Here is a 25,536-nt window from a genome sequence, read left to right as displayed (position 1 = left end):
CCCTAAGTTTTAGATAAGAGAAGGCTTTAACCGTGCCATAAAGTACGCATCCACGTACTCGCCGTTACGCAGCGCGTAGCGTTTGCCGGTGCCTTCAATTTCAAAGCCGAATTTTTTATACAGCGCCAACGCCGGGGTGTTATCCGTGTAAACGGTCAATTCGATGCGATCCACCCGCAGCCAGTTGTCGCACATATCAATCATGGTGCGCATTAACGTGCTGGCAACGCCGCGATTGTGCCAACGCGCATCAACGCTTATGCCAAAATCGGCGACGTGGCTACGGCGTGGACGTTGCGGGATCTGCAGAGCGAGGTGGCCCACCACGTGTTCATCAATGCAGGCGACCAGCTGTTTAACCCCTGGCTGGTCAGCGAGTCGCTCATTCCACATCTGGCTTGAAGGATGAGGTAGCTGTAGCGTGTTGTGGTACACCTCCGGCTGGGCGCCGATTTGACGGATAGCGTCGTAATCTTTCGGTTCAGCATGGCGTATCACTATGTCACTCATTCTTCGTTTCCTTTGTGGATGAAAAGTCCCTTTTAACATCATTGATTTTGAAATTTGCGTCAATGCGCTTTTTTTTGCAAAAATTGTTGGACAAGTGCGAATGAGAATGATTATTATTGTCCTGCATTCAGGGCATCCTTGCGGAGCCTCTGAAAGCACGACATTGCTCACATTGCTTCCAGTATTACTTTAGCCAGCTTTAAGCTGGCTTTTTTTTTTGTCTTTACGTTATGGTATTCAGCAAACACTCAAAAGGACTGAACCATGACCCTACACTGCGCCTTCATCGGCTTTGGCAAAAGCGCCACCCGTTACCATCTTCCTTATGTTCTCCACCGCAAAGCGGACTGGCACGTCGCGCATATTTATCGTCGCAGCCCGAAGCCGGATGAACAGCTGCCGCAGTATGCGCACATCCACTTTACCAGCGAGCTTGACGACATCTTAAACGACCCGCAGGTGAAGCTGGTGGTGGTCTGCACCCACGCTGATAGCCACTATGATTATGCGAAAAGAGCGCTGGAAGCCGGAAAAAACGTGCTGGTGGAAAAACCTTTCACGCCAACGCTTGCCGAAGCAAAAGAGCTGTTTGCGCTGGCGAAAAGCAAAGGCCTGACGATTTCGCCGTACCAGAATCGTCGTTTTGACTCCTGCTTCCTGACAACCAAAAAAGTGATTGAAAGCGGCAAGCTGGGAACGATCGTTGAAATAGAAAGCCACTTCGACAATTACCGTCCGGTGGACGGCGGCAAACCCGGTCTGCCGCAGGATGGCGTCTTCTACGGTCTGGGTGTACATACCATGGACCAGATTATTTCGCTATTCGGCCGCCCGCAGCATGTCGCCTACGACATCCGTCATCTGCGCAATAAAGCCAATCCTGATGATACCTTTGAAGCCCAACTGTTCTACGGTGATCTGAAAGCTATCGTCAAAAGCAGCCATCTGGTGAAGCTCGAATACCCGAAATTTATTGTCCACGGCCATAAGGGATCGTTTATCAAATACGGTATCGATCAGCAGGAAACCAGCCTCAAGGCCAATATTATGCCGGGCGAGCCGGGTTTTGGCGCGGACAGCAGCGTGGGTATTCTGGAATACGTGGATGACGAAGGAAACACGGTGCGTGAAGAGATCGCCGTTGAAACCGGGGATTATGGCCGCGTGTACGATGCGCTGTATCAAACTCTGGTTCACGATCAGGATAACTTCGTCAGTGAATCTGATGCTCTGACGAACATGGAGATCCTTGAGCGCGGGTTCGCCCAGCCATCTCCAGCGACCATTACTCTGTAAATAAGCGTATTGACGCCTCGCATCTTATTCATATTTTTTGACTAGAGGCGTCAATTTTCACCCACTATCATCCCAGGCAGTTTGCGTCCAAACTTGTTTCATCGAAAACATGAGGGGGTAGCAAATGATTTTCTTACGCAAAGCAAACGAACGTGGTCACGCAAATCATGGTTGGCTGGACTCCTGGCATACCTTCTCATTTGCTGACTATTACGATCCCAATTTCATGGGCTTCTCCGCGCTGCGCGTCATTAACGATGACGTGATTGATGCAGGGCAGGGGTTCGGTACCCATCCGCATAAAGACATGGAAATCCTGACCTACGTTCTGGAAGGCGCAGTTGAGCACCAGGACAGCATGGGCAACAAAGAACAGGTTCCGGCGGGTGAGTTCCAGATTATGAGTGCGGGCACCGGGGTGCGTCACTCTGAGTACAACCCAAGTGCGACCGACAAATTGCACCTTTACCAAATCTGGATTATCCCAGAGAAAACGGGCATCACGCCGCGCTACGAACAGCGTCGCTTTGACGCCGCGCAGGGTAAACAGCTGGTGCTGTCGCCGGATGCGCGTGAAGGTTCGCTGAAAGTGTATCAGGACATGGAGCTGTACCGCTGGGCGCTGGCGAAAAACGAACAGTCGGTTCACCAGATTGCCGCTGACCGCCGCGTGTGGATTCAGGTCGTAAAAGGTGAAGTTTCTATTAATGGCACCAAAGCTACCACCAGCGATGGTCTGGCGATTTGGGACGAGCAGGCGATTTCGGTGCATGCCGACAGCGAAAGCGAAATTTTACTCTTCGATCTGCCGCCAGTTTGATCCGGCGTAAATAATTAACGCAACCTCCCCAATCTTGCGGGGAGGTTGCGTCATCTCCGTGGTAAACTTCAGCAATATTTCACCTTTGTTTGCCTCTGGACGATGAAAAAGAAAAGACCCGTACTTCAGGATGTTGCCGATCGCGTTGGCGTGACCAAAATGACGGTTAGCCGTTTTTTACGTAACCCGGAACAGGTTTCCGTGGCGTTGCGCGGTAAAATTGCGGCGGCTCTTGACGATCTGGGTTACATTCCCAATCGGGCTCCCGATATTCTCTCCAATTCCACCAGCCGGGCTATCGGCGTACTGTTACCGTCACTGACCAACCAGGTTTTCGCAGAAGTGCTGCGCGGCGTGGAAAGCGTCACCGACGCTTACGGTTACCAGACAATGCTTGCGCACTATGGCTACAAACCGGAGATGGAGCAGGAACGTCTGGAATCGATGCTCTCGTGGAATATCGACGGTCTTATCCTCACCGAACGCACGCATACTCCCCGCACCTTGAAGATGATTGAAGTGGCTGGGATCCCCGTGGTGGAACTGATGGACAGCCAGTCCCCATGCCTCGACATTGCGGTCGGCTTTGATAACTACGAAGCCGCGCGCCAGATGACGGCGGCGATTATTGCTCGTGGACATCGGCATATCGCCTATTTAGGCGCTCGTCTCGACGAACGTACTATCATCAAACAAAAGGGCTACGAGCAGGCGATGCTGGATGCCGGTTTAACGCCGTACAGCGTGATGGTTGAGCAGTCCTCTTCCTACACCTCGGGGATTGAACTGATGCGTCAGGCGCGACGTGAATTCTCACAGCTTGACGGTATCTTTTGTACCAACGATGACCTGGCGGTCGGCGCAGCGTTTGAATGCCAGCGTCTGGGGCTGAAAATTCCCGACGATATCGCGATTGCGGGTTTCCATGGTCATGACATTGGCCAGGTGATGGAGCCCCGTCTCGCCAGCGTGCTGACGCCGCGTGAACGCATGGGCCGCATTGGCGCAGAGCGGTTGTTGGCCCGTATCCGTGGCGAGACCGTTACCCCTAAAATGTTAGATTTAGGTTTCACGTTGTCACCGGGTGGATCTATTTAGCCCTAACAACTTTGAACTAGATCACACAAATTCACTTAGCACTCCCTTCCGGCACGAATGGTTATTGCTTATCCACTAGCCCGGCAGGACAATGTTACCGATAACTGTTACCCGTAACAATTCTTTAGTGCCCAACAGGAGGACGCCTTGAGCACGACAAACCACGATCACCACGTCTATGTACTGATGGGCGTTTCTGGCAGCGGTAAATCTGCGGTTGCCAGCGAAGTTGCGCATCGTTTGAATGCTGCGTTTCTGGACGGCGACTTCCTGCATCCGCGTCGCAATATCGTCAAAATGTCCTCCGGCGAACCGCTGAACGACGACGATCGCAAACCGTGGCTGCAAGCCCTGAATGATGCCGCTTTCGCGATGCAACGTACCAACAAAGTGTCGCTGATTGTCTGCTCTGCGTTGAAAAAAGCGTACCGCGACATTCTGCGCGAAGGTAACCCGAATCTCTCTTTCGTCTATCTGAAAGGTGATTTTGAGGTGATTGAAAGCCGCCTGAAGGCGCGTAAAGGCCACTTCTTCAAAACTCAGATGCTGGTGACCCAATTCGAAACCCTGCAAGAGCCGGACGCTGACGAACGTGACGTGCTGGTGGTTGATATCGATCAGCCGCTGGAGGGCGTTATCGACAGCACGATTGAAGTGATTAACAAAGGCCGTATCGCGTGACAACTTTAACACTCGTTTTAACCGCGGTGGGTTCCGTACTCCTGCTGCTGTTTTTGGTCATGAAGGCGCGTATGCACGCCTTCCTGGCACTGATGGTCGTTTCTATTGGCGCAGGCCTGTTCTCCGGTATGCCGTTGATTAAAATCGCGGCGACCATGGAAAAAGGCATGGGCGGCACGCTGGGCTTCCTGGCGATTGTGGTCGCACTGGGCGCGATGTTCGGCAAAATCCTGCATGAAACCGGCGCGGTCGATCAGATTGCCGTCAAAATGCTCAAATCGTTTGGTCACAGCCGCGCGCATTATGCGATTGGTCTGGCCGGTCTTATCTGCGCGCTGCCGCTGTTCTTTGAAGTCGCTATCGTGTTGCTGATTAGCGTGGCGTTCTCCATGGCGCGCCATACCGGGACCAACCTGGTTAAGCTTGTTATTCCACTGTTTGCCGGTGTAGCGGCAGCCGCCGCGTTCCTGGTGCCAGGGCCTGCGCCAATGCTGCTGGCCTCCCAGATGCACGCTGACTTCGGCTGGATGATTCTGATTGGCCTGTGTGCTGCCATCCCGGGCATGCTCATTGCCGGGCCGCTGTGGGGCAATTTCATCAGCCGTTACGTTGAGCTGAGTATTCCTGAAGATGTCACCGAGCCGCACCTGGGCGAGGGCAAAATGCCATCCTTTGGCTTTAGCCTCGCGCTGATCCTGCTGCCATTGGTGCTGGTAGGGCTGAAAACCGTTGCTGCGCGCTTTGTGCCGGAAGGCTCTGAAGTGTATCAGTGGTTCGAATTTATCGGTCACCCGTTCACGGCGATTCTGGTGGCTTGTCTGGTAGCGATTTATGGTCTGGCGTTCCGTCAGGGCATGGCGAAAGACAAGGTTATGGAAATCTGCGGTCATGCGCTGCAACCGGCGGGCATCATTCTGCTGGTTATTGGTGCAGGCGGCGTGTTCAAGCAGGTGCTGGTCGACTCTGGCGTGGGCCCTGCGTTGGGTGAAGCATTAACCGGGATGGGCCTGCCTATCGCGCTGACCTGCTTTATCCTCGCTGCGGCTGTGCGTATTATTCAGGGTTCCGCAACGGTCGCCTGTCTGACCGCGGTGGGTCTGGTGATGCCGGTGATTGAACAGCTGCATTACAACGGCGCTCAGCTGGCGGCACTGTCTATCTGTATCGGCGGCGGCTCTATCGTGGTCAGCCACGTGAACGACGCAGGCTTCTGGCTGTTCGGTAAATTTACCGGCGCGACCGAAGCCCAAACGCTGAAAACCTGGACCATGATGGAAACCATCCTTGGTACGGTGGGTGCGATTGTTGGTATGGTGGCGTTTACGTTATTAAGCTGATGCATCGTTTGTAGGCCGGATAAGGCAAAGCCGCCATCCGGCAATGTGTGCCAGACCGCCTGATGGCGCTGCGCTTATCAGGCCTACAAACTATATATTTGGCCGGGCAATTGCCCGGCCAAATAGTTTTATCCCTTCATCCACATCCGAATGCCATCCAGGAACATCTGGGTTGCCATCATCACCAGAATCAGCCCCATCAGACGCTCAAGCGCGTTCACTCCCTTCTCGCCCAGCAGACGCAAGAACAGCGACGACTGCAGCAAAATCACCACTGTGCCGCCCCAGGCAATCAGCAGCGCAATCACCAGGTGTGACAAATTGTTGGGATATTGATGTGACAGCAGCATTAATGTTGCCAGTAGTGTCGGCCCGGCCACTAAGGGAATGGCAAGCGGCACAATAAACGGTTCTTCACCCGCAGGCAGACCGGAGCTATTTCCACTGGCGCTGGGGAAAATCATCTTAATGGCAATCAGGAATAATATGATGCCGCCGGAGATAGAAACCGTCTCCGCACGCAGGTTTAAAAACGCCAGAATTTTCTCTCCAGCGAAGAGGAAAATCAGCATGAGTAGAAGTGCGATTAAAAGCTCACGTATCATGATCGCCTTGCGGCGCTTGGGTTCCGTGTGTTTTAGCACTGACATGAAAATGGGTAAATTACCCAGTGGATCCATAATCAGGATCAATAAAACAGCGGCGGAAAAGATATCACTCATTACTCAAATTCCTTGATAATCGTTAAGGACTTTCTGCTTTACACATCACCCGAATCACGGATTTTGACGCGGGTAAATGTGCTCCCCATCGTAGGGGGATAAGTTGCATTTCTGATTGCGACACAATCATTGATTAATTTCACTTGCGACTTTAGCTGCTTTTTGTAATGTGATGGGATCGCCAGTAGCACTGGCAAGCATAAACAGCACACATATCTGCAGGAAAATACGCTATGAAAAATGTTGGTTTTATCGGCTGGCGCGGGATGGTCGGCTCTGTACTCATGCAACGCATGGTGGAAGAGCGCGATTTTGACGCCATTCGCCCGGTCTTCTTCTCCACTTCCCAGTTAGGGCAAGCTGCGCCAACCTTTGGCGGCAACGGTGGAGGTACGCTTCAGGATGCTTACGATCTTGAGGCGCTGAAGGCCCTCGACATTATTGTCACCTGTCAGGGCGGCGATTATACCAACGAAATCTATCCGAAGCTTCGTGAAAGCGGCTGGCAGGGTTATTGGATTGATGCGGCCTCCTCACTGCGTATGGACGATAGCGCCATTATCATCCTCGACCCGGTAAACCAGCAGGTGATCACCGACGGCCTGAACAATGGCGTGAAGACCTTCGTGGGCGGCAACTGTACCGTCAGCCTGATGCTGATGTCCCTGGGCGGCCTGTTTGCAAACGATCTGGTGGAGTGGGCCTCTGTGGCAACTTACCAGGCGGCTTCCGGCGGCGGTGCGCGTCATATGCGTGAACTGCTGACCCAGATGGGCCAACTGCACGACCACGTTGCCAGCGAACTGGCTAATCCTGCATCCGCTATTCTTGATATCGAACGCAAAGTTACCACCCTGACCCGCAGTGGAGATCTCGCCGTAGACAACTTCGGCGTACCGCTGGCAGGCAGCCTTATCCCATGGATCGACAAACAGCTCGATAACGGCCAGAGCCGTGAAGAGTGGAAAGGCCAGGCCGAGACCAACAAAATTCTCGCCACCTCGTCGGTCATCCCGGTTGATGGTCTTTGCGTGCGCGTCGGCGCGCTGCGTTGTCACAGCCAGGCATTCACCCTGAAATTGAAAAAAGATATTTCCATAAGTTCTGTGGAAGAATTGCTTGCGGCACACAACCCGTGGGCAAAAGTGGTTCCAAATGACCGCGAAATCACCATGCGTGAATTAACGCCAGCCGCCGTCACCGGCACCCTGACCACGCCGGTTGGGCGCTTGCGTAAGCTGAATATGGGGCCACAGTACCTATCAGCGTTTACCGTTGGCGACCAGCTTCTATGGGGCGCTGCGGAACCGCTGCGTCGTATGTTGCGCCAGCTGGCGTAAACATTTGTTCATTGATGAGGGGTGGAAGACCATCCCTTTTTTTTGCGTAATACAAGGAGTAAACGCAGAGATGTTTAATTTTATCCCAGGAGTAAGGTAAAGCGTTGGCTATGCTTTAATTAAGGTCTATCGCCTTCATTAAAGGTTGAATGGAGTTAAAAGAGCACTCTTCTTTGTGCTGCACCGTTCGAGTCACAAATGTCGCCACTTACAGTGGATTGAGGCGACACAAAAAAACAAAGGATGATGAAGCATGTCCGATCGTATTGATAGAGACGTGATTAACGCGCTGATTGCAGGTCATTTTGCCGACCCTTTCTCTGTACTGGGGATGCACCGAACGGAATCAGGACTGGAAGTCCGGGCATTACTGCCTGACGCGACCGACGTATGGGTGATTGAACCTAAAACCGGGCGTAAAATCGGCAAGCTGGAGTGTGTAGATGCTCGCGGTTTCTTTTGTGGCATCCTGCCGCGCCGTAAAAATTTCTTCCGTTATCAGTTGGCTGTCGTCTGGCACGGTCAACAGAATCTTATTGATGATCCCTATAGCTTTGGCCCACTGCTTAAGGATTTGGACGCATGGTTGCTCTCCGAAGGGACACACCTGCGCCCCTACGAAACGCTGGGCGCTCACGCGGACACGATGGACGGTATCACCGGAACACGCTTTGCCGTCTGGGCACCGAATGCCCAACGCGTGTCGGTGGTTGGTCAGTTTAACTACTGGGATGGTCGCCGTCATCCGATGCGTCTGCGTCGTGAGTCGGGGATTTGGGAGTTGTTTATCCCCGGAGCCCACAATGGCCAGCTGTATAAGTTCGAGATGATCGATGCCAATGGCGCATTGCGCGTCAAGGCTGACCCCTATGCTTTAGAAGCACAAATGCGCCCGGACACGGCCTCGCTGATTTGCAGCCTACCGCCGAAGGTCGTGCAGACCGAAGAGCGCAAAAAGGCCAATCAGCTTGATGCCGCCATCTCGATCTACGAGGTACACCTCGGATCCTGGCGTCGCCACACAGACAACAATTTCTGGTTGAGCTACCGCGAGCTGGCGGACCAACTCGTTCCGTATGCCAAATGGATGGGCTTCACCCATCTGGAACTGCTGCCAATTAACGAACACCCGTTTGACGGTAGCTGGGGCTATCAGCCGACCGGGCTGTATGCGCCAACCCGCCGTTTCGGCACCCGCGACGATTTCCGCTACTTTATCGAGGCGGCGCATGCCGCTGGGCTCAGCGTGATCCTTGACTGGGTGCCTGGGCACTTCCCGTCGGACGATTTTGCGCTGGCCGAATTTGACGGCACCCATCTGTACGAACATAGCGACCCGCGTGAAGGCTACCATCAGGACTGGAATACCCTGATTTACAACTACGGCCGCCGTGAAGTGAGTAACTTCCTGGTGGGTAATGCGTTGTATTGGGTGGAACGCTTTGGCATTGACGCGCTTCGCGTCGATGCGGTGGCGTCAATGATTCACCGCGACTACTCTCGTAAAGAGGGTGAATGGATCCCGAACGAATACGGTGGTCGCGAAAATCTTGAAGCGATTGAATTCCTGCGCAATACCAACCGTGTGCTGGGCGAACAGGTGCCAGGTGCGGTCACCATGGCGGAAGAGTCAACGGACTTCCCGGGCGTCTCCCGTCCTTGTGATATGGGCGGGCTGGGCTTTTGGTATAAGTGGAATCTGGGCTGGATGCACGACACCCTCGATTACATGAAACTCGACCCGATTCATCGCCAATATCATCACGACAAAATGACTTTCGGAATGCTTTACAACCATACCGAAAACTTCGTATTGCCGCTGTCGCATGATGAAGTGGTTCACGGCAAAAAATCGATTCTTGATCGCATGCCTGGCGATGCGTGGCAGAAGTTCGCCAACCTGCGCGCCTACTACGGCTGGCTGTTTGCTTTCCCGGGTAAGAAGCTGCTGTTTATGGGTAACGAGTTTGCTCAGGGCCGCGAATGGAACTTTGACGGCAGCCTCGACTGGCATCTGCTGGAAGGGGGCGATAACTGGCACAACGGCGTGCAGCGTCTGGTGCGTGACCTGAACCACACCTATCGTCATCACAAAGCCATGCATGAGCTGGATTTCGATGCGCTGGGCTTCGAGTGGTTAGTGGTTGATGACAAAGCGCACTCGGTATTTGCCTTTGTTCGCCGTGATAAGGCGGGCAACGAAATTATTGTCGTCAGCAACTTTACCCCGGTGCTACGTCATGGCTATCGCTTCGGTATTAATCAGCCGGGCCGCTGGCGTGAGGTGCTCAATACCGACTCTGGTCATTATCACGGCAGCAATGCGGGTAATGGTGGTGAGGTACGTAGCGACGACATCGAAAGCCATGGCCGCCCACAGTCGCTGAGCTTGACGTTGCCGCCGCTGTCCACCGTCTGGCTGGTTCGGGAAGGGGATTAATCATGCATCAACTCGCTGTAGGAAAACCCGCGCCGCTGGGCGCAAGTTTTGATGGAGAGGGGGTGAATTTCACGCTCTTCTCCGCCCATGCACAGCGAGTGGAGCTTTGCGTATTTGATGCCGAGGGCGATGAAATGCGTTACGACCTCCCCGCACGTAGCGGTGATATCTGGCACGGCTATTTGCCCAACGCGCGCCCCGGCTTACGCTACGGCTACCGTGTACACGGCCCGTGGGAGCCGCATCAGGGACACCGTTTTAATCCGACCAAGCTTCTGCTGGATCCCTGCTGTTTTTGCGCCGAAGGCGAAGCGCAGGACGATCCGCATTTTCATGGCGGTTATGACGCGCCGGATGTGCGCGACACGGCAGATATTGCGCCGAAATCGGTCGTCGCCTGCCTGGATTATGATTGGCAGGATGATGCGCCACCGCGCACCCCATGGGGTAAGACGGTCATCTACGAAGCGCATGTTAAGGGGCTGACCTACCGTCACCCTGGGCTGCCGGAAGAGATCCGCGGCACTTACAAAGCGCTCGGTCATCCGGTGATGATTGACTACCTCAAGCGGCTAGGCATCAGCGCGCTGGAGCTGCTGCCGGTCGCCCACTTCTCCGATGAGCCGCGCTTGCAGCATATCGGTCTGAAAAACTATTGGGGCTACAACCCGCTGGCCCTGTCCGCGCTCTCGCCACGTTACGCCAGCCAGCCGGGGCAGGAGCTGGATGAGTTTCGTGATGCGGTTAAGGCGCTGCACAAGGCCGGCATAGAAGTGATTCTTGACGTGGTGTTAAACCACAGCGCCGAGCTGGATCTGCATGGTCAGACCCTATCTCTGCGTGGGATTGATAACCGCAGCTATTATTGGTTAAGGGATGATGGCGATTATCAAAACTGGACCGGCTGCGGTAACACGTTGAATTTGAGCCATCCGGGCGTGGTTGAATACGCTCGCCAGAGTCTGCGGTTCTGGGTGGATATCTGCCACGTGGATGGTTTCCGGTTTGATTTGGCGTCGGTAATGGGGCGCACGCCGGACTATCGCCAGGACGCCCCGCTATTTAAGTCTATACTTCAAGACCCCGTGCTCTCCACGGTGAAGCTGATTGCTGAACCCTGGGATGTTGGCGTGGGGGGTTATCAGGTGGGAAATTTCCCGCCGCCGTTTGGTGAATGGAATGACCGTTTCCGTGATGGCATGCGTCGCTTCTGGCTTGAGGAGTCGATATCGCTGGGTGAATTTGCCCAACGCTTCGCCGCCTCCAGCGACATATACCAGCATCAGGAACGTCATCCTGGCGCCGCCATTAATCTGGTGACCGCACACGACGGATTCACCCTGCGTGACTGTGTCAGCTTTAACAGCAAGCACAATGACGCTAACGGTGAAGAGAACCGCGATGGGAGTCACAACAACCATAGCAACAATCATGGTGAAGAAGGATTGGAAGGGAGCCCGGAGGTCATGGCTCGTCGGCGGGTAAGCGTTCAGGCGCTGCTCACCACGTTGCTGTTATCACAGGGAACGCCAATGTTGCTGGCGGGTGACGAACACGGTCACAGCCAGCAAGGTAACAATAATGCCTATTGTCAGGACAACGCGTTGACCTGGCTTGATTGGGAAACAGCGGATACGGCGCTCACCGACTTTACCGCCGCCTTAATTCACCTGCGCCAGCAAATTCCGGCGCTCACGGATGACAACTGGTGGCAGGAAGGCGATGGCAACGTTCAGTGGCTGAATCAGGATGCACAACCGTTGTCTGCCTTCGAATGGCAGCAAGGCGTGCGCCGGATACAGATCCTGCTTTCCAATGATTGGCTTATTACGCTTAACGCAACGCAAAACGAAGCCAGTATCACGTTACCTGAGGGGGAATGGCGCGCCGTTCCTCCGTTCACCGGAGAGGATGCTCCGGTGGTCATGGCTGTCTGGCATGGGCCCGCGCACGGAGTGTGCGTATTTCAAAGGTCATAGTCTCTGAACTACCCGGAACCTTACGATTGCGTAGGGATAACAAAATTCCCCGGAAGGACGAGCAACAAAAGGAGTTAATCATGGTTAGGCTAGAACACAACGATCCCTTAATGCTGGCTCGCCAGTTACCTATCAAATCTGTCGCCCTGATTCTGGCAGGCGGACGCGGTTCGCGACTGAAAGATCTCACCAATAAACGCGCCAAACCCGCCGTCCACTTTGGTGGCAAATTCCGAATTATCGACTTCGCGTTGTCGAACTGTCTGAACTCAGGGATCCGCCGTATTGGCGTTATCACTCAGTATCAATCGCATACGCTGGTACAGCATATCCAACGCGGATGGTCATTCTTTAGCGAAGAGATGAACGAGTTTGTCGATCTGCTGCCTGCTCAGCAGCGGATGCACGGAGAAAACTGGTATCGCGGTACCGCGGATGCGGTGACGCAGAACCTCGACATTATTCGCCGCTACAAAGCGGAATATGTGGTTATCCTGGCAGGTGACCATATCTACAAACAAGATTATTCGCGCATGCTTATCGACCATGTCGAAAAAGGCGCGCGCTGCACCGTGGCGTGCATTCCTGTGCCCATTGAAGAGGCACCGGCGTTCGGCGTCATGGCGGTAGATGAGAATGAAAGGATCGTCGACTTCATTGAAAAGCCGGCCAATCCACCGGCAATGCCGGGTGACCCGACCAAATCTCTCGCCAGCATGGGTATCTATGTCTTTGATGCAGATTATCTTTATGAGCTGCTGGAGCAAGATGACAACGATGAAAGCTCCAGCCACGATTTTGGCAAAGATTTAATTCCTAAAATTACCAAAGCTGGCGCGGCTTATGCACATCCTTTCCCACTGTCTTGCGTACAGTCTGACCCGCAGTCTGAGCCTTACTGGCGTGATGTGGGGACGCTTGAGGCTTACTGGAAAGCCAACCTCGACCTGGCATCTGTGACCCCAGAGCTTGATATGTATGACCAGCACTGGCCGATTCGCACCCACATGGAATCCCTGCCGCCGGCGAAATTCGTGCAGGATCGCTCGGGCAGCCATGGCATGACCCTGAACTCGCTGGTGTCCGGCGGCTGTATTATTTCGGGTTCGGTGGTGGTGCAGTCGGTGCTGTTCCCTCGGGTGCGGGTGAACTCATTTTGTAATATTGATTCGGCAGTCTTATTACCGGACGTCTGGGTTGGACGCTCCTCGCGTCTGCGTCGCTGCGTGATAGACCGTGCCTGTGTGATCCCTGAAGGGATGGTGATTGGTGAGGATGCGGAAGAAGATGCGCGTCGTTTCTACCGGTCGGAAGAGGGGATTGTGCTGGTGACGCGCGAAATGCTGCGCCAGCTTGGGTACAAACAGGAGCGATGATGCAAGTCTTACACGTTTGTTCTGAGATGTTCCCGTTATTAAAAACGGGTGGACTTGCGGATGTGCTTGGCGCGCTGCCAGCCGCACAAATTGCCCAGGGCATTGACGCTCGCGTACTGCTACCGGCGTTCCCCGACATCCGTCGCGGCATCCCGGACGCTAAAGTCGTTGCCCGCCGCGACACGTTTGCCGGGCACATGACGTTGCTGTACGGCCGCTATAACGGCGTGGGGATTTACCTGATTGATGCGCCGCATCTCTACGATCGCTCAGGGAGCCCGTATCACGATAGCAACCAGAATGCCTATGCCGATAACGTGAAGCGCTTTGCGCTGCTCGGCTGGGTGGGCTGTGAAATGGCCTGTGGACTGGATCCGTTCTGGCGCCCGGACGTGGTACATGCGCATGACTGGCACGCGGGGCTGGCACCGGCTTATCTGGCGGCACGCGGTCGCCCGGCTAAATCGGTATTTACCGTCCATAACCTGGCGTATCAGGGGCTGTTCTACGGCCACCATATGGAGGAAATCCAGCTTCCGTGGGACTTTTTCAACATGCATGGGCTGGAGTTTCACGGACAGATCTCATTTTTGAAGGCGGGGCTTTATTACGCTGACCATATCACGGCGGTGAGCCCAACCTACGCGCGGGAAATTACGGAACCGCAGTTCGCCTATGGGATGGAAGGTCTATTGCGTCAGCGTCACCATGAAGGCCGTCTGTCGGGGATCCTCAATGGTGTGGATGACACTATCTGGAGTCCTGAAAAAGACCTGCTGCTGCCCGCAAGCTATGGCCGGGATACGTTAGAGTTGAAGGCTGAAAACAAACGCCAGCTACAGGTGGCGATGGGACTAAAAGTCAGCGACACCGCGCCGCTGTTTGCGGTGGTCAGTCGCCTGACTAGCCAGAAAGGGCTGGATCTGGTGCTGGAAGCACTGCCGGGCCTGCTGGAGCAGGGCGGCCAGCTGGCGCTGTTAGGCGCAGGCGATCCGGTATTGCAGCAAGGTTTCCTTGCCGCTGCTGCGGAACATCCGGGGCAGGTTGGGGTGCAGATTGGCTATCACGAAGCGTTCTCGCACCGGATCATTGGCGGCGCGGACGTTATCCTGGTGCCGAGCCGCTTTGAACCCTGCGGCCTGACCCAGCTTTATGGTTTGAAATACGGCACGCTGCCGCTGGTTCGCCGTACCGGCGGCCTGGCAGATACCGTGGCAGATAGTTCGCTGGAGAATCTGGCCGATGGTATTGCCAGCGGTTTTGTCTTCGAGGACAGCAATGCCTGGTCGCTGCTCAGAGCGATACGCCGTGCTTTCGTACTATGGTCTCGTCCTTCACTCTGGCGCTATGTTCAGCGCCAGGCGATGAATATGGATTTTAGCTGGCAGGTAGCCGCGCACTCTTATCGCGAGCTGTATCAACGCCTGGTCTAATTACGGGGATCTTATTTATGAATGCACCTTTTACTTATGCATCACCGACGCTCAGCGTTGAGGCACTGAAACACTCAATTGCCTATAAGCTGATGTTTATCATCGGGAAAGATCCGGCTATCGCCAACAAACACGAGTGGCTAAACGCCACGTTGTTTGCCGTTCGCGATCGTCTGGTTGAGCGTTGGCTGCGGTCAAACCGCGCCCAGCTCTCCCAGGAAACGCGCCAGGTTTACTATCTGTCGATGGAATTTCTGATTGGCCGTACGCTCTCTAATGCGCTGTTATCGTTAGGGCTGTATGACGATGTCAAAAACGCGCTGGAAGGGATGGGCCTTGACCTCGAAGAGCTGATTGATGAGGAAAACGACCCCGGTTTAGGTAACGGCGGTTTAGGCCGTCTGGCGGCCTGTTTCCTCGATTCGTTAGCCACCCTGGCGCTGCCGGGGCGGGGTTACGGGATTCGCTATGACTACGGGATGTTCAAGCAGAACATCGTCGACGGTCGTCAAAAAGAGTCGCCGGACTACTGGCTGGAATACGGCAACCCGTGGGAGTTCCCGCGCCACAACACGCGCTATAAAGTTCGCTTTGGCGGACGCGTGCAGATGGAAGGCAAAGCCAGCCGTTGGCTGGAAACCGAAGAGATCCTCGCGGTCGCCTACGATCAAATCATCCCCGGCTACGATACCGATGCCACCAACACGCTGCGTCTGTGGAACGCCCAGGCCAGTAGCGAGATCAACCTCGGTAAATTTAACCAGGGCGACTACTTCGCCGCCGTGGAAGATAAAAACCACTCGGAAAACGTGTCGCGCGTGCTGTACCCGGACGACTCCACCTATTCCGGGCGCGAGCTGCGTCTGCGTCAGGAGTATTTCCTGGTATCGGCAACGGTGCAGGATATTTTAAGCCGCCACTACATGCTGCATAAAACCTATGCCAACCTGGCGGATAAAATTGCTATTCACTTAAACGATACCCATCCGGTGCTGTCGATTCCTGAGCTGATGCGTCTGCTGATTGATGAGCATAAGTTCAGCTGGGATGAGGCGTTTTCGGTCGCCTGCCAGGTGTTCTCCTACACCAACCACACCTTGATGAGCGAAGCGCTGGAAACCTGGCCGGTGGATATGTTGGGTAAAATCCTGCCGCGCCACCTGCAAATTATCTTTGAGATTAATGACTACTTCCTGAAGACCTTGCAGGAGCAGTATCCGAACGACACCGCCCTGTTGAGCCGCACTTCCATCATCGATGAGTCCAATGGCCGTCGCGTGCGCATGGCGTGGCTGGCGGTGGTAGTCAGTAAGAAGGTAAATGGGGTTTCTGAGCTGCACTCGAACCTGATGGTGCAGTCACTGTTCGCTGACTTCGCCGCCATCTTCCCGATGCGCTTCACCAACGTCACCAACGGCGTCACGCCGCGGCGCTGGCTGGCGCTGGCGAACCCGGCGCTTTCTGACGTTCTGGATGAGAACATCGGCCAAACCTGGCGTTCCGATCTCAGCCAGCTTAAAGAGCTGGAACAGCATATTGATTATCCGAAGGTCAATCAGGCGGTGCATCACGCTAAGCTTGAAAATAAAAAGCGTCTGGCAGCGTTAATTGCCCAGAATCTGGATGTGGTGGTGAATCCTCACGCCCTGTTCGATGTCCAGATTAAGCGTATTCACGAATACAAACGTCAGTTGATGAACATACTGCACGTGATCGCTCGCTACAATCGCATCAAAGCAGACCCGGAAGCGAACTGGGTGCCGCGTGTGAATATTTTTGCCGGTAAAGCCGCATCGGCTTACTACATGGCGAAACATATTATTCACCTGATAAACGACGTAGCGGATGTGATCAACAACGATCCGCAGATTGGCGACAAGCTCAAAGTGGTGTTCATTCCAAACTACAGCGTGAGCCTGGCCCAGGTGATTATTCCGGCAGCGGATCTTTCTGAGCAGATTTCGCTGGCGGGGACGGAAGCTTCCGGCACCAGTAATATGAAATTCGCGCTCAATGGCGCGTTAACCATCGGCACGCTGGACGGAGCCAACGTCGAAATGCAAGAACACGTTGGCGCGGATAACTTCTTTATCTTCGGCAATACCGCTGAACAAGTTGAGGAGTTGCGCCGTCAGGGCTATAGCCCACGTGACTACTATGAACAGGATGAAGAACTTCGCCAGATACTGACGCAAATTGGTACCGGCGTGTTCAGCCCTGGTGAACCGGGACGCTACCGTGACCTGGTGGATTCGCTGATTAACTTCGGTGACCACTACCAGGTGCTGGCAGACTTCCGCAGCTATGTTGACTGTCAGGACAAGGTAGATGAGCTGTATCGTGAACCGGAAGAGTGGACCACCAAAGCGATGCATAATATCGCCAACATGGGCTACTTCTCCTCCGACCGAACGATTCAGGAGTATGCCGAGAATATCTGGCATATCGAGCCGGTAAGGTTGTAAAAAAGAAACGGGGCCAATCGGCCCCGTTTCTTTTCCCGTGCTCGCCCGGCCTACGTTCTCGCACTTATGTAGCCCGGCCAAGCGCAGCGCCGCCGGGAGTCGAGCTTCGTTCTCACAACCGCTTAATTTCAGAAAAGTGCCGGGGCGGATTACCGGTTGATATCTTTTATACTCGGAGCCTCGCAGGGAATAGCGGATCCGTTAAATGAAAAGAGTCACCCCTTTATTTCTGTCTGTCCTTATGGCTTTCTTCGGTGTCCCCATACTGGCGCAATCCGGCGCAATAAAATGAAGACCACAATCCGTACGCTGCTGCTGGCGTTTATCGGCATTCCATTGCTGGCGCATGGCGTCGCTTTTATTGTCCTCGTGTGTGGCAAAGGGGCGATTTATGCTTTGGGTCATTATTCGCCCGCGTTGGCTGCGCGTTTTACGAAAGAGGACATCACGCTGCTATTTTTCGCTGTCTGCTGCTTAATGTTGATGTGTCTTATCGGTCGATGCTGGGCGAGGTTCACGAGGCCAGCACACAATACCCCCTTACGGCACGGCCTATTGCTGGTACCTGCGCTGTTGGTGCTGGCTGCCTGGGTGGGGATGATGCAGTACACGCAATATAACTTTGAGGACGAAGCTTACATCTATCTTTTGCTCTATTCCGTTCCGTGGTGGGGAATTGACCTGATTGCCCTGCTCTGTCGGTATTATTGGGGGATGATGCTGATCCCTGTCTGCGCCCAGGTTGGTTTTACTTTTGGCTACTACTGGCAGCGCCGCCGCAGTGTGGCAACGAAAGATGGGCGTCATTTTCGTCTCGGTATAGTGTCATTAATGGCAATACTCACGCTGGTGGCGGGATGGCAGGCGAAGCTGCGCTCCGATAACGTTGTTCACGTTACGCAACAAAGATGAACGGCGATAAAGATTTCACGCTACTGGTTTTTAAGCCCGCAGGGACAAAGGCTGGTAGAAGATGTGGGGTATGTGCCGTTAATTAAGGTGCCGCAGTAAAATGATGCAATGCAAATTACACGATGAGGCCTGGCAAAGGGAGTGCTCTCATTATTTATAACGGAAATACAAAGTACTACGTTTAATTGGTTCGCTTAACTTCGCCATGTGGCTCATTTCATTATTTCAGGGAGATATTCGTTGTGAAAAAACCGATCATTGTGCTTCTAACCTCAATCCTATTTCTAGGAATGACCTCTACGCTAAGCCTGGCGGCAGAGGCTTTACCAGATGGCAAAGATTATCCTGCAAAGCTATATCACGGTGAGACGGTAACGAGCGTAGATCGTTCGGATGGGTTTACCAATATGTTCCGCACGCGCTTTAAACAAGCCTTATCTAACGAGACGGTTTTTGCTGGGGAATATGCCATGACAGAATGGGGTTGCGGGAGCTCAGGTTGCCATGTCGTAGCTTTTATCAATAAGCGTACTGGGCGCGCGCTGGATACCGCATTTCAGACTTATGAGGCGGGCACATCTGAGCAACCTGAGTCTATCGGCGAAGAAATTGTTTATTTGAATAAAAATAACCGTTTGTTAGTGACTGACGAAACTATGGAAAACGGGGAAGCCTTTAGAAAATATTATGTGGTGAAGAATAATAAATTAGAGCTTATTCGCAAGGTCCCAGCAGAAAAATAATAGTGCGGATGATTTGCCGTTAATTAAGCCACAGAAATCGACTACTAAATACAGATACAGGGAGAAAGGTTGGTGAAAATGAAAATGGTAGTACTAGCGGTTTTATGCTGCTTACTGACGACCCCAACGCTCGCGGATACTATCCGCAACGCACAGGGAAATTCGATGGGATCGGTAAGGGAAGACAGCTATGGCAATAAAATCTACCGCGATCACAATAGTAATCAACAGGGATCGTCTTCAGTGAGTTCCAGTGGCGAAGTCACCTACAAGGATAGAAACGGCAATAGTCGGGGCAGGGCGAATACCAGTTCCAGCGGTGAAACGACCTACCGCGACAATAATGGCAACGTGAGAGGTACGGCAAAAACGGACTCAAGCGGTGTCACGACCTATCGTGATAACCATGGCAATATTGCGGGAACCTCCAGAACAGACTCCAGTGGAAATAAGAGCTTCAAAGACAAGAACGGGAATCAAGTCGCCAGCCTAAGCCAGTAATGCGGCGGATATAGCCTGGCAAACATTGTTGCACATTTGTAGCCCGGCCAGACACAGCGTCGCCAGGATGAGCACCGAGCCCCCCGGGGTCGCATTCTGCTCGCCCGGGCTACGTTATCGCACTTATGTAGCCCGGCCAGGTACAGCGTCGCCTGGATGAGCACCGAGCCCCCGGGGTCGCATTCTGCTCGCCCGGGCTACGCTCTCGTACTTATGTAGCCCGGCCAAGCGCAGCGCCGCCGGGATAAGCGCCAGGCCTCCCCGGGCGACGTGTTCGCCAATCTGTAGCTCAGTCTGATAAACCTACGACGCCAGTGACAGTTCAGACTTTCCCAGCGTTTTCACCAGCCATTCGCTAATTCGCGACTGCTGTTCTGCATTGAGCCACATTCCCTGCTTAGTACGGCGCCAGATAGCATCATCCAGACGGCGAACCCATTCGTGTTCAACCAGATAGCGCAGCTCGGCTTCATAAAACTCGTGACCAAAGTCCTCGCCCAGCCCGGCAATATCGCGTGCGTCGCCGATAATCAGCTCACTGTTGCTGCCGTAGGTGCGGGCAAAGTGGCGAGCCAGCGATTCACTGATGAAGGGATAACGGCGGCGCAGTTTCGCGGCGTAATCGTCACGGTCGCTGCCAATCTCTCCGCCGGGAAGCACGGCACCTTTGGTCCACGCCGGGCCAATACCGTGGTAGTACGGCGCCAGTTTTTCCAGCGCATGTTCCGCCAGTTTTCGATAGGTGGTGAGCTTACCGCCAAATACCGACAGCAGCGGGGCCTTGCCGTGATCATCATGAATATCCAGCGTGTAGTCGCGGGTGATAGCCTGCGGTGAGTCGGATTCATCGTCGCATAACGGACGGACGCCGGAGTAAGTCCAGACGATATCTTCACGAGCCAGCTGTTTTTTAAAGTGGCTGTTGTAGACCTTCAGCAGATAGCTGATTTCGCTCTCATCGATCTCGACGTTTTTGGGATCTCCCTGATACTCAACGTCGGTGGTGCCGATAATGGAAAACTCATCCATCCACGGGATCACGAACACAATGCGCTTATCTTCGTTTTGCAGAATGTAGGCCTGTTTTTGCGTATGCACGCGCGGCACCACAATATGGCTGCCCTTAATCAGGCGAATGCCGTACGGCGATGGCAAATGCATACCATCATCGAAGAACTGTTTTACCCATGGGCCGGTGGCGTTGACCAGGCCGCGCGCCTGCCAGCGGAAAGTTTCACCGCTATCGATATCTTCGGCTTCAACAATCCACAGGCCATTTTCGCGTTTTGCGGAGATGGCACGAGTACGGGTACGAACTTCACCGCCTTTTTTCACCACCATCTGGGCGTTCGCTAATACCAGACGGGCATCGTCAACCCAGCAGTCGGAATATTCGAAACCGCGCACGATTTCTGGTTTCAAAACGGAATCTGTGCCAAAGCGCACACCTTTCGACGCGGGCAGGCTGGTACGTTTGCCGAGATGATCGTACATAAACAGCCCGGTGCGAATCATCCACGCCGGGCGCAGATGCGGTTGATGCGGCAGTCGAAAGCGCATGGGAATGGCAATATGCGGGGCCATTTTAAGCAGCACTTCACGCTCGGCCAGCGCTTCGCTAACCAGACGGAATTCGTAGTGTTCCAGGTAGCGCAGGCCGCCATGGATGAGCTTGGAGCTGGCGCTGGAGGTGGCACAGGCCAGATCTCTGGCTTCCAGCATTAGCACCGATAATCCGCGCCCTGCTGCATCCGCCGCAATGCCTGCACCGTTGATACCGCCACCTATCACAATCAGATCTTTGGTTTCCATTATTGCTACCTCAGGGACTTTCGTTATAGCTCATTAATGTTCGATAACGCTCATAATAGCAAGTAAACGCGCTTTTGGTAACATAGAAAAAACAATTTAGAGTGATGTACATAACATATTGGCGTTTATGTGGCCTGAAGACGTACACTTGGCGGTAAAATGTCGTCTGTAAGACACCTGCCATTACGATTAAGAGAACACCATGGATCAGTTTGAATGTATCAACGTAGAACAGGCGCACCAGAAGCTGCAGCAAAGCTCGGCGGTACTGGTGGATATTCGCGACCCGCAGAGCTATGCCGTTGGGCATACGCCGGGCGCGTTTCATCTAACCAACGACACGCTGGGCGCGTTTATGCGCGATAACGATTTTGAAACGCCGGTGATGGTGATGTGCTACCACGGCAACAGCAGTAAGGGTGCTGCCCAGTACCTGCTGCAACAAGGCTATGACAAGGTTTACAGCGTGGATGGTGGCTTTGATGCCTGGCATCGTCACTTCCCCGCCGAGGTTGAGCACGCGGTAATTTAACCCGTCGTCTCCACCGACCTGAAACCGCCTCTTTGTAGGCGGTTATGCTCGCCGCTACAACGTATCCGTCTGGGTTAGGGTATACTGTCCTCTTTTGTGTGGAAGATAAGCGACCTGCTGTATGTTGATGATCACCTCTTTTACTAACCCTCGCGTGGCGCAGGCCTTTGTGGATTACATGGCGACGCAGGGCGTTATTCTGACAATCCAGCAGCATGAGCGTAGTGATGTCTGGCTTTCTGATGCGTCGCAGGAGATGCGCGTTCGTGAAGAGCTGGAACGTTTTCTCGCCAATCCTGCCGACCCGCGCTATCTCGCCGCCAGCTGGCAATCAGGGCAAACCAATAGCGGTCTGCACTACCGTCGCTTCCCTTTCCTGGAAACATTGAAAGCGGGCGCGGGTCCGGTGACGTTAACCGTGATGGTCGCGTGTATTCTGGTGTTTATCCTGATGAGCGCGATTGGCGACCAGCCGGTGATGTTGCTCCTTGCCTGGCCGTACGATGATTCGCTGAAATTTGAGGCCTGGCGCTACTTTACCCACGCCTTAATGCATTTCTCCTTCGTTCATATCCTCTTCAACCTGCTATGGTGGTGGTACCTCGGCGGCGCGGTGGAAAAACGCATTGGCAGCGGCAAGCTGGTGGTCATTACGCTTATCAGCGCGCTGCTCAGTGGCTTTATTCAGCACCAGTTCAGCGGCCCATGGTTTGGCGGGTTGTCCGGCGTTGTTTATGCGTTAATGGGCTACGCCTGGCTGCGCGGCGAGCGCGACCCGCAGAGCGGCATCTTCCTGCCGCGTGGGCTGATTATCTTCTCGCTGGTCTGGCTGGTCGCCGGGTGGTTTGATGTTTTAGGGATGTCGATTGCGAACGGCGCGCATGTCACCGGGCTGGTGATTGGTCTGGCGATGGCCTTCGTCGATACGCACAATGTGCGAAAACGAGCATAATTTTCCAGGGACTTATCATGAAACAAACACAACGTCATGACGCGATAATCGAGCTGGTAAAACTACAGGGCTATGTGAGCACGGAAGAGTTGGTGGAGCATTTCTCGGTAAGTCCGCAGACGATTCGTCGTGACCTGAATGACCTTGCTGACCAGAAAAAAATCCTGCGCCACCACGGCGGTGCGGCGCTGCCGTCCAGCGCCGTGAACACCCCCTGGCACGATCGTAAGGCGACGCAGACTGCCGAGAAAGAGCGCATCGCGCACAAGGTGGCAAGCCAGATTCCCAATGGTTCTGCGCTGTTTATTGATATCGGCACTACGCCTGAAGCCGTCGCCCACGCCTTACTCAATCATAGCGATCTGCGGATCGTCACCAATAACCTTAACGTAGCCAACACGCTGATGGTCAAAGATGATTTTCGTATCATTCTTGCCGGTGGCGAGCTGCGTAGCCGGGACGGCGGCATTATTGGTGAGGCGACGCTGGACTTTATTTCCCAGTTCCGCCTGGATTACGGCATTCTGGGGATTAGCGGCATTGATAGCGACGGCTCGCTGCTGGAGTTTGATTACCATGAGGTGCGCACCAAGCGCGCGATTATCGATAACTCCCGGCACGTGATCCTGGTGGTTGACCATTCGAAGTTTGGTCGTAATGCGATGGTGAATATGGGCAGCATCAGCATGGTCGACGCGGTATATACCGACGTTTTGCCACCGCCGGGCGTGATGCAGGTGATTGCCGAAAACGAAGTGCAGCTGGAGCTGTGCTAAACGTAGCCCGGACGAGGCGCGTTAACGCCGACTCCGGGGAATTCCCGGCGTCGCTGCGCTCGGCCGGGCTACCCTGTTTATGACATCTGCTGCTGGAATTTGCCCTGACTCAAATCGGTTACGATAGCGTTCATGCGCTCTTCGGTCAGGCGATAGTAGCGAATTGAAATCGCCGTAATCAGGTAGAAAATAGCCGGCAATACCGTGAACAGAATTAACACCCCGCGGATAGCTTCTGCTGACTGCTGCTCAACCCCCGCCTGATAACCGTAGAAGGCCAGGCCCCAACCGGTTAACGCTCCGCCAATGGCGACACCCAGTTTAATAATGAAGATATTTGCCGCGACGTTCATTCCGGTAATACGACGCTGAGTTTTCCATTCACCATAATTATTCGCGTCGGTAATCATCGACCACTGCAACGGCGCATTAATACCCTGCAAAATATTAAGGATAATATGCACGATAAATGCCGGGATCCAATAATTAGCCGGCAGGATTAAGAATGCTAATCCTAATAAAGCACTGAGGATATTGATCCATACCGAGGCACGAATTTTACACATTCTGTTACCGAGCTGTTTAGCCGCCAGGCTACCGACTACGGCGGCCACGGTGGTTGCCAGCATAAACATTGAAATAATGCTGCTGCCTTGATTCAGAATATATTGTACGAAATAGACCAGCAGACTGCCGCGCACGACGACGCCACACAGCATGGCGAGGTTGTATATCGACAATATCCGCCACTGATCGTTTTTCATCAAAATGCGCACATCGCGTAAAATATTCAGGTTTTCTTCTTTGACCGGCGTAATTCGTTCACGCGTGGTCATAAAACAAATCAGGAACATCACGCAACCAATCGCGCCAAAAATACCCATCGCCCATTGCATACCGCTGGCTCTGTCGCCAGGGGCGATAAAGTCGGCGAGTGGCAGGATAAGGGCGGTACCCATCGCACCACCGATTGGCGCAACGGCAAAGCGCCAGGATTGCAGCGACAAATTTTCTTTCGGATCGGCAGTAATGGCGGCGCCTAACGAGCAATACGGAATATTAATCGCCGTGTACATTAGCGTCATAAAAATATAGGCGACGACGGCGTAAACAATTTTCCCCGTTTGCTCAAAGGCAGGTGTGGAATAAACCAAAACGCAACTCACGGCGAACGGTACGCAAATGATTAACAGCCACGGGCGAAAACGTCCCCAGCGGCTTTTAGTTTGATCGGCAATGGCGCCCATAATGGGGTCAGTAATGGCATCAAGCACCCTGACGACGAGAAATAAAGTTCCCATGACGGCCGGGGGCAAACCATAAATGTTGGTATAAAAATAGGCCAGAATGGCCACCGACGAGTCGAAGACGATATGGCTTGCGGCATCGCCCAAACCAAAACCAAACTTCTCTGTGTTACTAATTTTTCCGGTTAATGCCGACATAGGGTCACCTTTTTATTATTACGTGCCAACATACGACATCATTTATAAAAGGTGGCTCTAAGGCTGAGTATTCTAATTTTTCGCTTTACGGTTACGTTAATTCTCTATTGTGACGTAGCTATCTCTTTGTGTTGCTTTGCCTGATGGCGGCTATGCTTTATCAGGCCTACTTTTTGTGTTGCTTTGCCTGATGGCGGCTACGCCTTATCAGGCCTACTGTTTGTGCTGCTTTGCTTTACGGTGGCTATACCTTATCAGGCTCTGCTGAGAGTGTAGATACTGTTATCGCCTGCAAGCATTTTTATTTCCCGCAGTCACGGATTGCAGGCACGACCACCCACAGCGCCGTCTGGCGCTGTTTTTCTT

At 53.6% G+C, this 25,536-nt stretch carries 21 protein-coding genes; 17 read left to right on the top strand and 4 right to left on the bottom strand.

All coding sequences use genetic code 11. The annotated features are described in order from the left end of the window. Positions 1–9: 9 nt before the first annotated feature. Positions 10–510 carry an N-acetyltransferase gene (gene yhhY / locus ACIPDS_RS13910; RefSeq protein ID WP_400736834.1) on the bottom strand — a complete coding sequence of 167 codons (501 nt, stop codon included), beginning with the start codon at positions 508–510 and terminating at the stop codon, positions 10–12. Positions 511–774: 264 nt separating this feature from the next. Between yhhY and ACIPDS_RS13905 the strand changes: the two genes are divergently transcribed. The 5 genes from ACIPDS_RS13905 to gntU all read left to right on the top strand — a co-directional run bounded on the left by ACIPDS_RS13905 (position 775) and on the right by gntU (position 5,742). Next, positions 775–1,806 carry an oxidoreductase gene (locus ACIPDS_RS13905; protein ID WP_400736831.1) on the top strand — a complete coding sequence of 344 codons (1,032 nt, stop codon included), beginning with the start codon at positions 775–777 and terminating at the stop codon, positions 1,804–1,806. A gap of 124 nt (positions 1,807–1,930) precedes the next feature. Continuing rightward, the gene (locus ACIPDS_RS13900) at positions 1,931–2,626 is read left to right on the top strand and encodes a pirin family protein (RefSeq protein ID WP_400736828.1); all 696 of its coding nucleotides are present in this window, start codon (positions 1,931–1,933) and stop codon (positions 2,624–2,626) included. Between the two features lie 102 nt (positions 2,627–2,728). Continuing rightward, entirely contained in the window at positions 2,729–3,724 is a 996-nt protein-coding gene (gntR, locus tag ACIPDS_RS13895; protein WP_153741995.1) for a gluconate operon transcriptional repressor GntR, read from the top strand. Between the two features lie 147 nt (positions 3,725–3,871). Continuing rightward, complete coding sequence (gene gntK, locus ACIPDS_RS13890) at positions 3,872–4,405, top strand: gluconokinase (protein ID WP_166515418.1); 534 nt, start codon at positions 3,872–3,874, stop codon at positions 4,403–4,405. Further along, entirely contained in the window at positions 4,402–5,742 is a 1,341-nt protein-coding gene (gntU, locus tag ACIPDS_RS13885; RefSeq protein WP_166515419.1) for a gluconate transporter, read from the top strand. Before gntK ends, gntU begins: the two co-directional genes overlap by 4 nt. Positions 5,743–5,870: 128 nt before the next feature. Here the strand turns inward: gntU and ACIPDS_RS13880 are convergent, their stop codons facing one another. After that, positions 5,871–6,464: a YhgN family NAAT transporter gene (locus tag ACIPDS_RS13880; protein ID WP_166515420.1), complete on the bottom strand. Its 594-nt coding sequence runs from the start codon at positions 6,462–6,464 to the stop codon at positions 5,871–5,873. 233 nt (positions 6,465–6,697) lie between these two features. On the opposite strand from ACIPDS_RS13880, the gene asd reads away from it, so the two are divergent. From asd to ACIPDS_RS13835, 9 genes are all read left to right on the top strand, one after another. Further along, the gene (asd, locus tag ACIPDS_RS13875) at positions 6,698–7,804 is read left to right on the top strand and encodes an aspartate-semialdehyde dehydrogenase (protein ID WP_166515421.1); all 1,107 of its coding nucleotides are present in this window, start codon (positions 6,698–6,700) and stop codon (positions 7,802–7,804) included. Positions 7,805–8,057: 253 nt separating this feature from the next. Next, positions 8,058–10,244: a 1,4-alpha-glucan branching enzyme gene (glgB, locus tag ACIPDS_RS13870; RefSeq protein WP_400736822.1), complete on the top strand. Its 2,187-nt coding sequence runs from the start codon at positions 8,058–8,060 to the stop codon at positions 10,242–10,244. Positions 10,245–10,246: 2 nt separating this feature from the next. After that, positions 10,247–12,223 (top strand): glycogen debranching protein GlgX, encoded by a 1,977-nt coding sequence (gene glgX, locus ACIPDS_RS13865; RefSeq protein WP_400736819.1) that lies wholly within the window; start codon positions 10,247–10,249, stop codon positions 12,221–12,223. 80 nt (positions 12,224–12,303) lie between these two features. Continuing rightward, complete coding sequence (gene glgC, locus ACIPDS_RS13860; RefSeq protein WP_400736816.1) at positions 12,304–13,599, top strand: glucose-1-phosphate adenylyltransferase; 1,296 nt, start codon at positions 12,304–12,306, stop codon at positions 13,597–13,599. Next, positions 13,599–15,032: a glycogen synthase GlgA gene (glgA, locus tag ACIPDS_RS13855; RefSeq protein ID WP_400737605.1), complete on the top strand. Its 1,434-nt coding sequence runs from the start codon at positions 13,599–13,601 to the stop codon at positions 15,030–15,032. The genes glgC and glgA overlap by 1 nt, the downstream gene beginning before the upstream one ends. Before the next feature lie 17 nt (positions 15,033–15,049). Continuing rightward, on the top strand, positions 15,050–17,497 hold the full coding sequence (gene glgP, locus ACIPDS_RS13850; protein WP_400736813.1) for a glycogen phosphorylase: 2,448 nt from the start codon (positions 15,050–15,052) through the stop codon (positions 17,495–17,497). 288 nt (positions 17,498–17,785) lie between these two features. Further along, positions 17,786–18,409: a hypothetical protein gene (locus tag ACIPDS_RS13845; RefSeq protein WP_400736810.1), complete on the top strand. Its 624-nt coding sequence runs from the start codon at positions 17,786–17,788 to the stop codon at positions 18,407–18,409. Between the two features lie 242 nt (positions 18,410–18,651). Continuing rightward, positions 18,652–19,152, top strand: a complete 501-nt coding sequence (locus ACIPDS_RS13840; protein WP_400736807.1) for a hypothetical protein — start codon at positions 18,652–18,654, stop codon at positions 19,150–19,152. A 78-nt stretch (positions 19,153–19,230) separates the two neighbouring features. After that, the gene (locus ACIPDS_RS13835) at positions 19,231–19,653 is read left to right on the top strand and encodes a hypothetical protein (RefSeq protein ID WP_400736804.1); all 423 of its coding nucleotides are present in this window, start codon (positions 19,231–19,233) and stop codon (positions 19,651–19,653) included. 303 nt (positions 19,654–19,956) lie between these two features. Here the strand turns inward: ACIPDS_RS13835 and glpD are convergent, their stop codons facing one another. Beyond that, on the bottom strand, positions 19,957–21,465 hold the full coding sequence (gene glpD, locus ACIPDS_RS13830) for a glycerol-3-phosphate dehydrogenase (RefSeq protein WP_400736801.1): 1,509 nt from the start codon (positions 21,463–21,465) through the stop codon (positions 19,957–19,959). Positions 21,466–21,667: 202 nt separating this feature from the next. Here glpD and glpE point away from each other — a divergent pair, with 202 nt between their 5' ends. The 3 genes from glpE (at position 21,668) to ACIPDS_RS13815 (ending at position 23,725) form a co-directional block, all read left to right on the top strand. Beyond that, positions 21,668–21,997, top strand: a complete 330-nt coding sequence (glpE, locus tag ACIPDS_RS13825; RefSeq protein WP_166515430.1) for a thiosulfate sulfurtransferase GlpE — start codon at positions 21,668–21,670, stop codon at positions 21,995–21,997. A gap of 121 nt (positions 21,998–22,118) precedes the next feature. Beyond that, positions 22,119–22,949, top strand: coding sequence for a rhomboid family intramembrane serine protease GlpG (gene glpG, locus ACIPDS_RS13820; protein WP_400736796.1), 831 nt, complete (start codon positions 22,119–22,121; stop codon positions 22,947–22,949). Positions 22,950–22,966: 17 nt separating this feature from the next. Next, on the top strand, positions 22,967–23,725 hold the full coding sequence (locus ACIPDS_RS13815) for a DeoR/GlpR family transcriptional regulator (RefSeq protein ID WP_166515432.1): 759 nt from the start codon (positions 22,967–22,969) through the stop codon (positions 23,723–23,725). 77 nt (positions 23,726–23,802) lie between these two features. On the opposite strand, the gene ACIPDS_RS13810 is transcribed toward ACIPDS_RS13815, so the two are convergent. Beyond that, positions 23,803–25,170, bottom strand: coding sequence for a glycoside-pentoside-hexuronide (GPH):cation symporter (locus tag ACIPDS_RS13810; protein WP_400736793.1), 1,368 nt, complete (start codon positions 25,168–25,170; stop codon positions 23,803–23,805). Positions 25,171–25,536: the final 366 nt, after the last annotated feature.

This window comes from Kluyvera sp. NPDC087067 (genome assembly GCF_044745165.1).
GTDB lineage: Bacteria > Pseudomonadota > Gammaproteobacteria > Enterobacterales > Enterobacteriaceae > Kluyvera.
The sequence above is the reverse complement of the archived record's forward strand: the minus strand, read 5'-3'. Positions and strand labels throughout refer to the sequence as shown.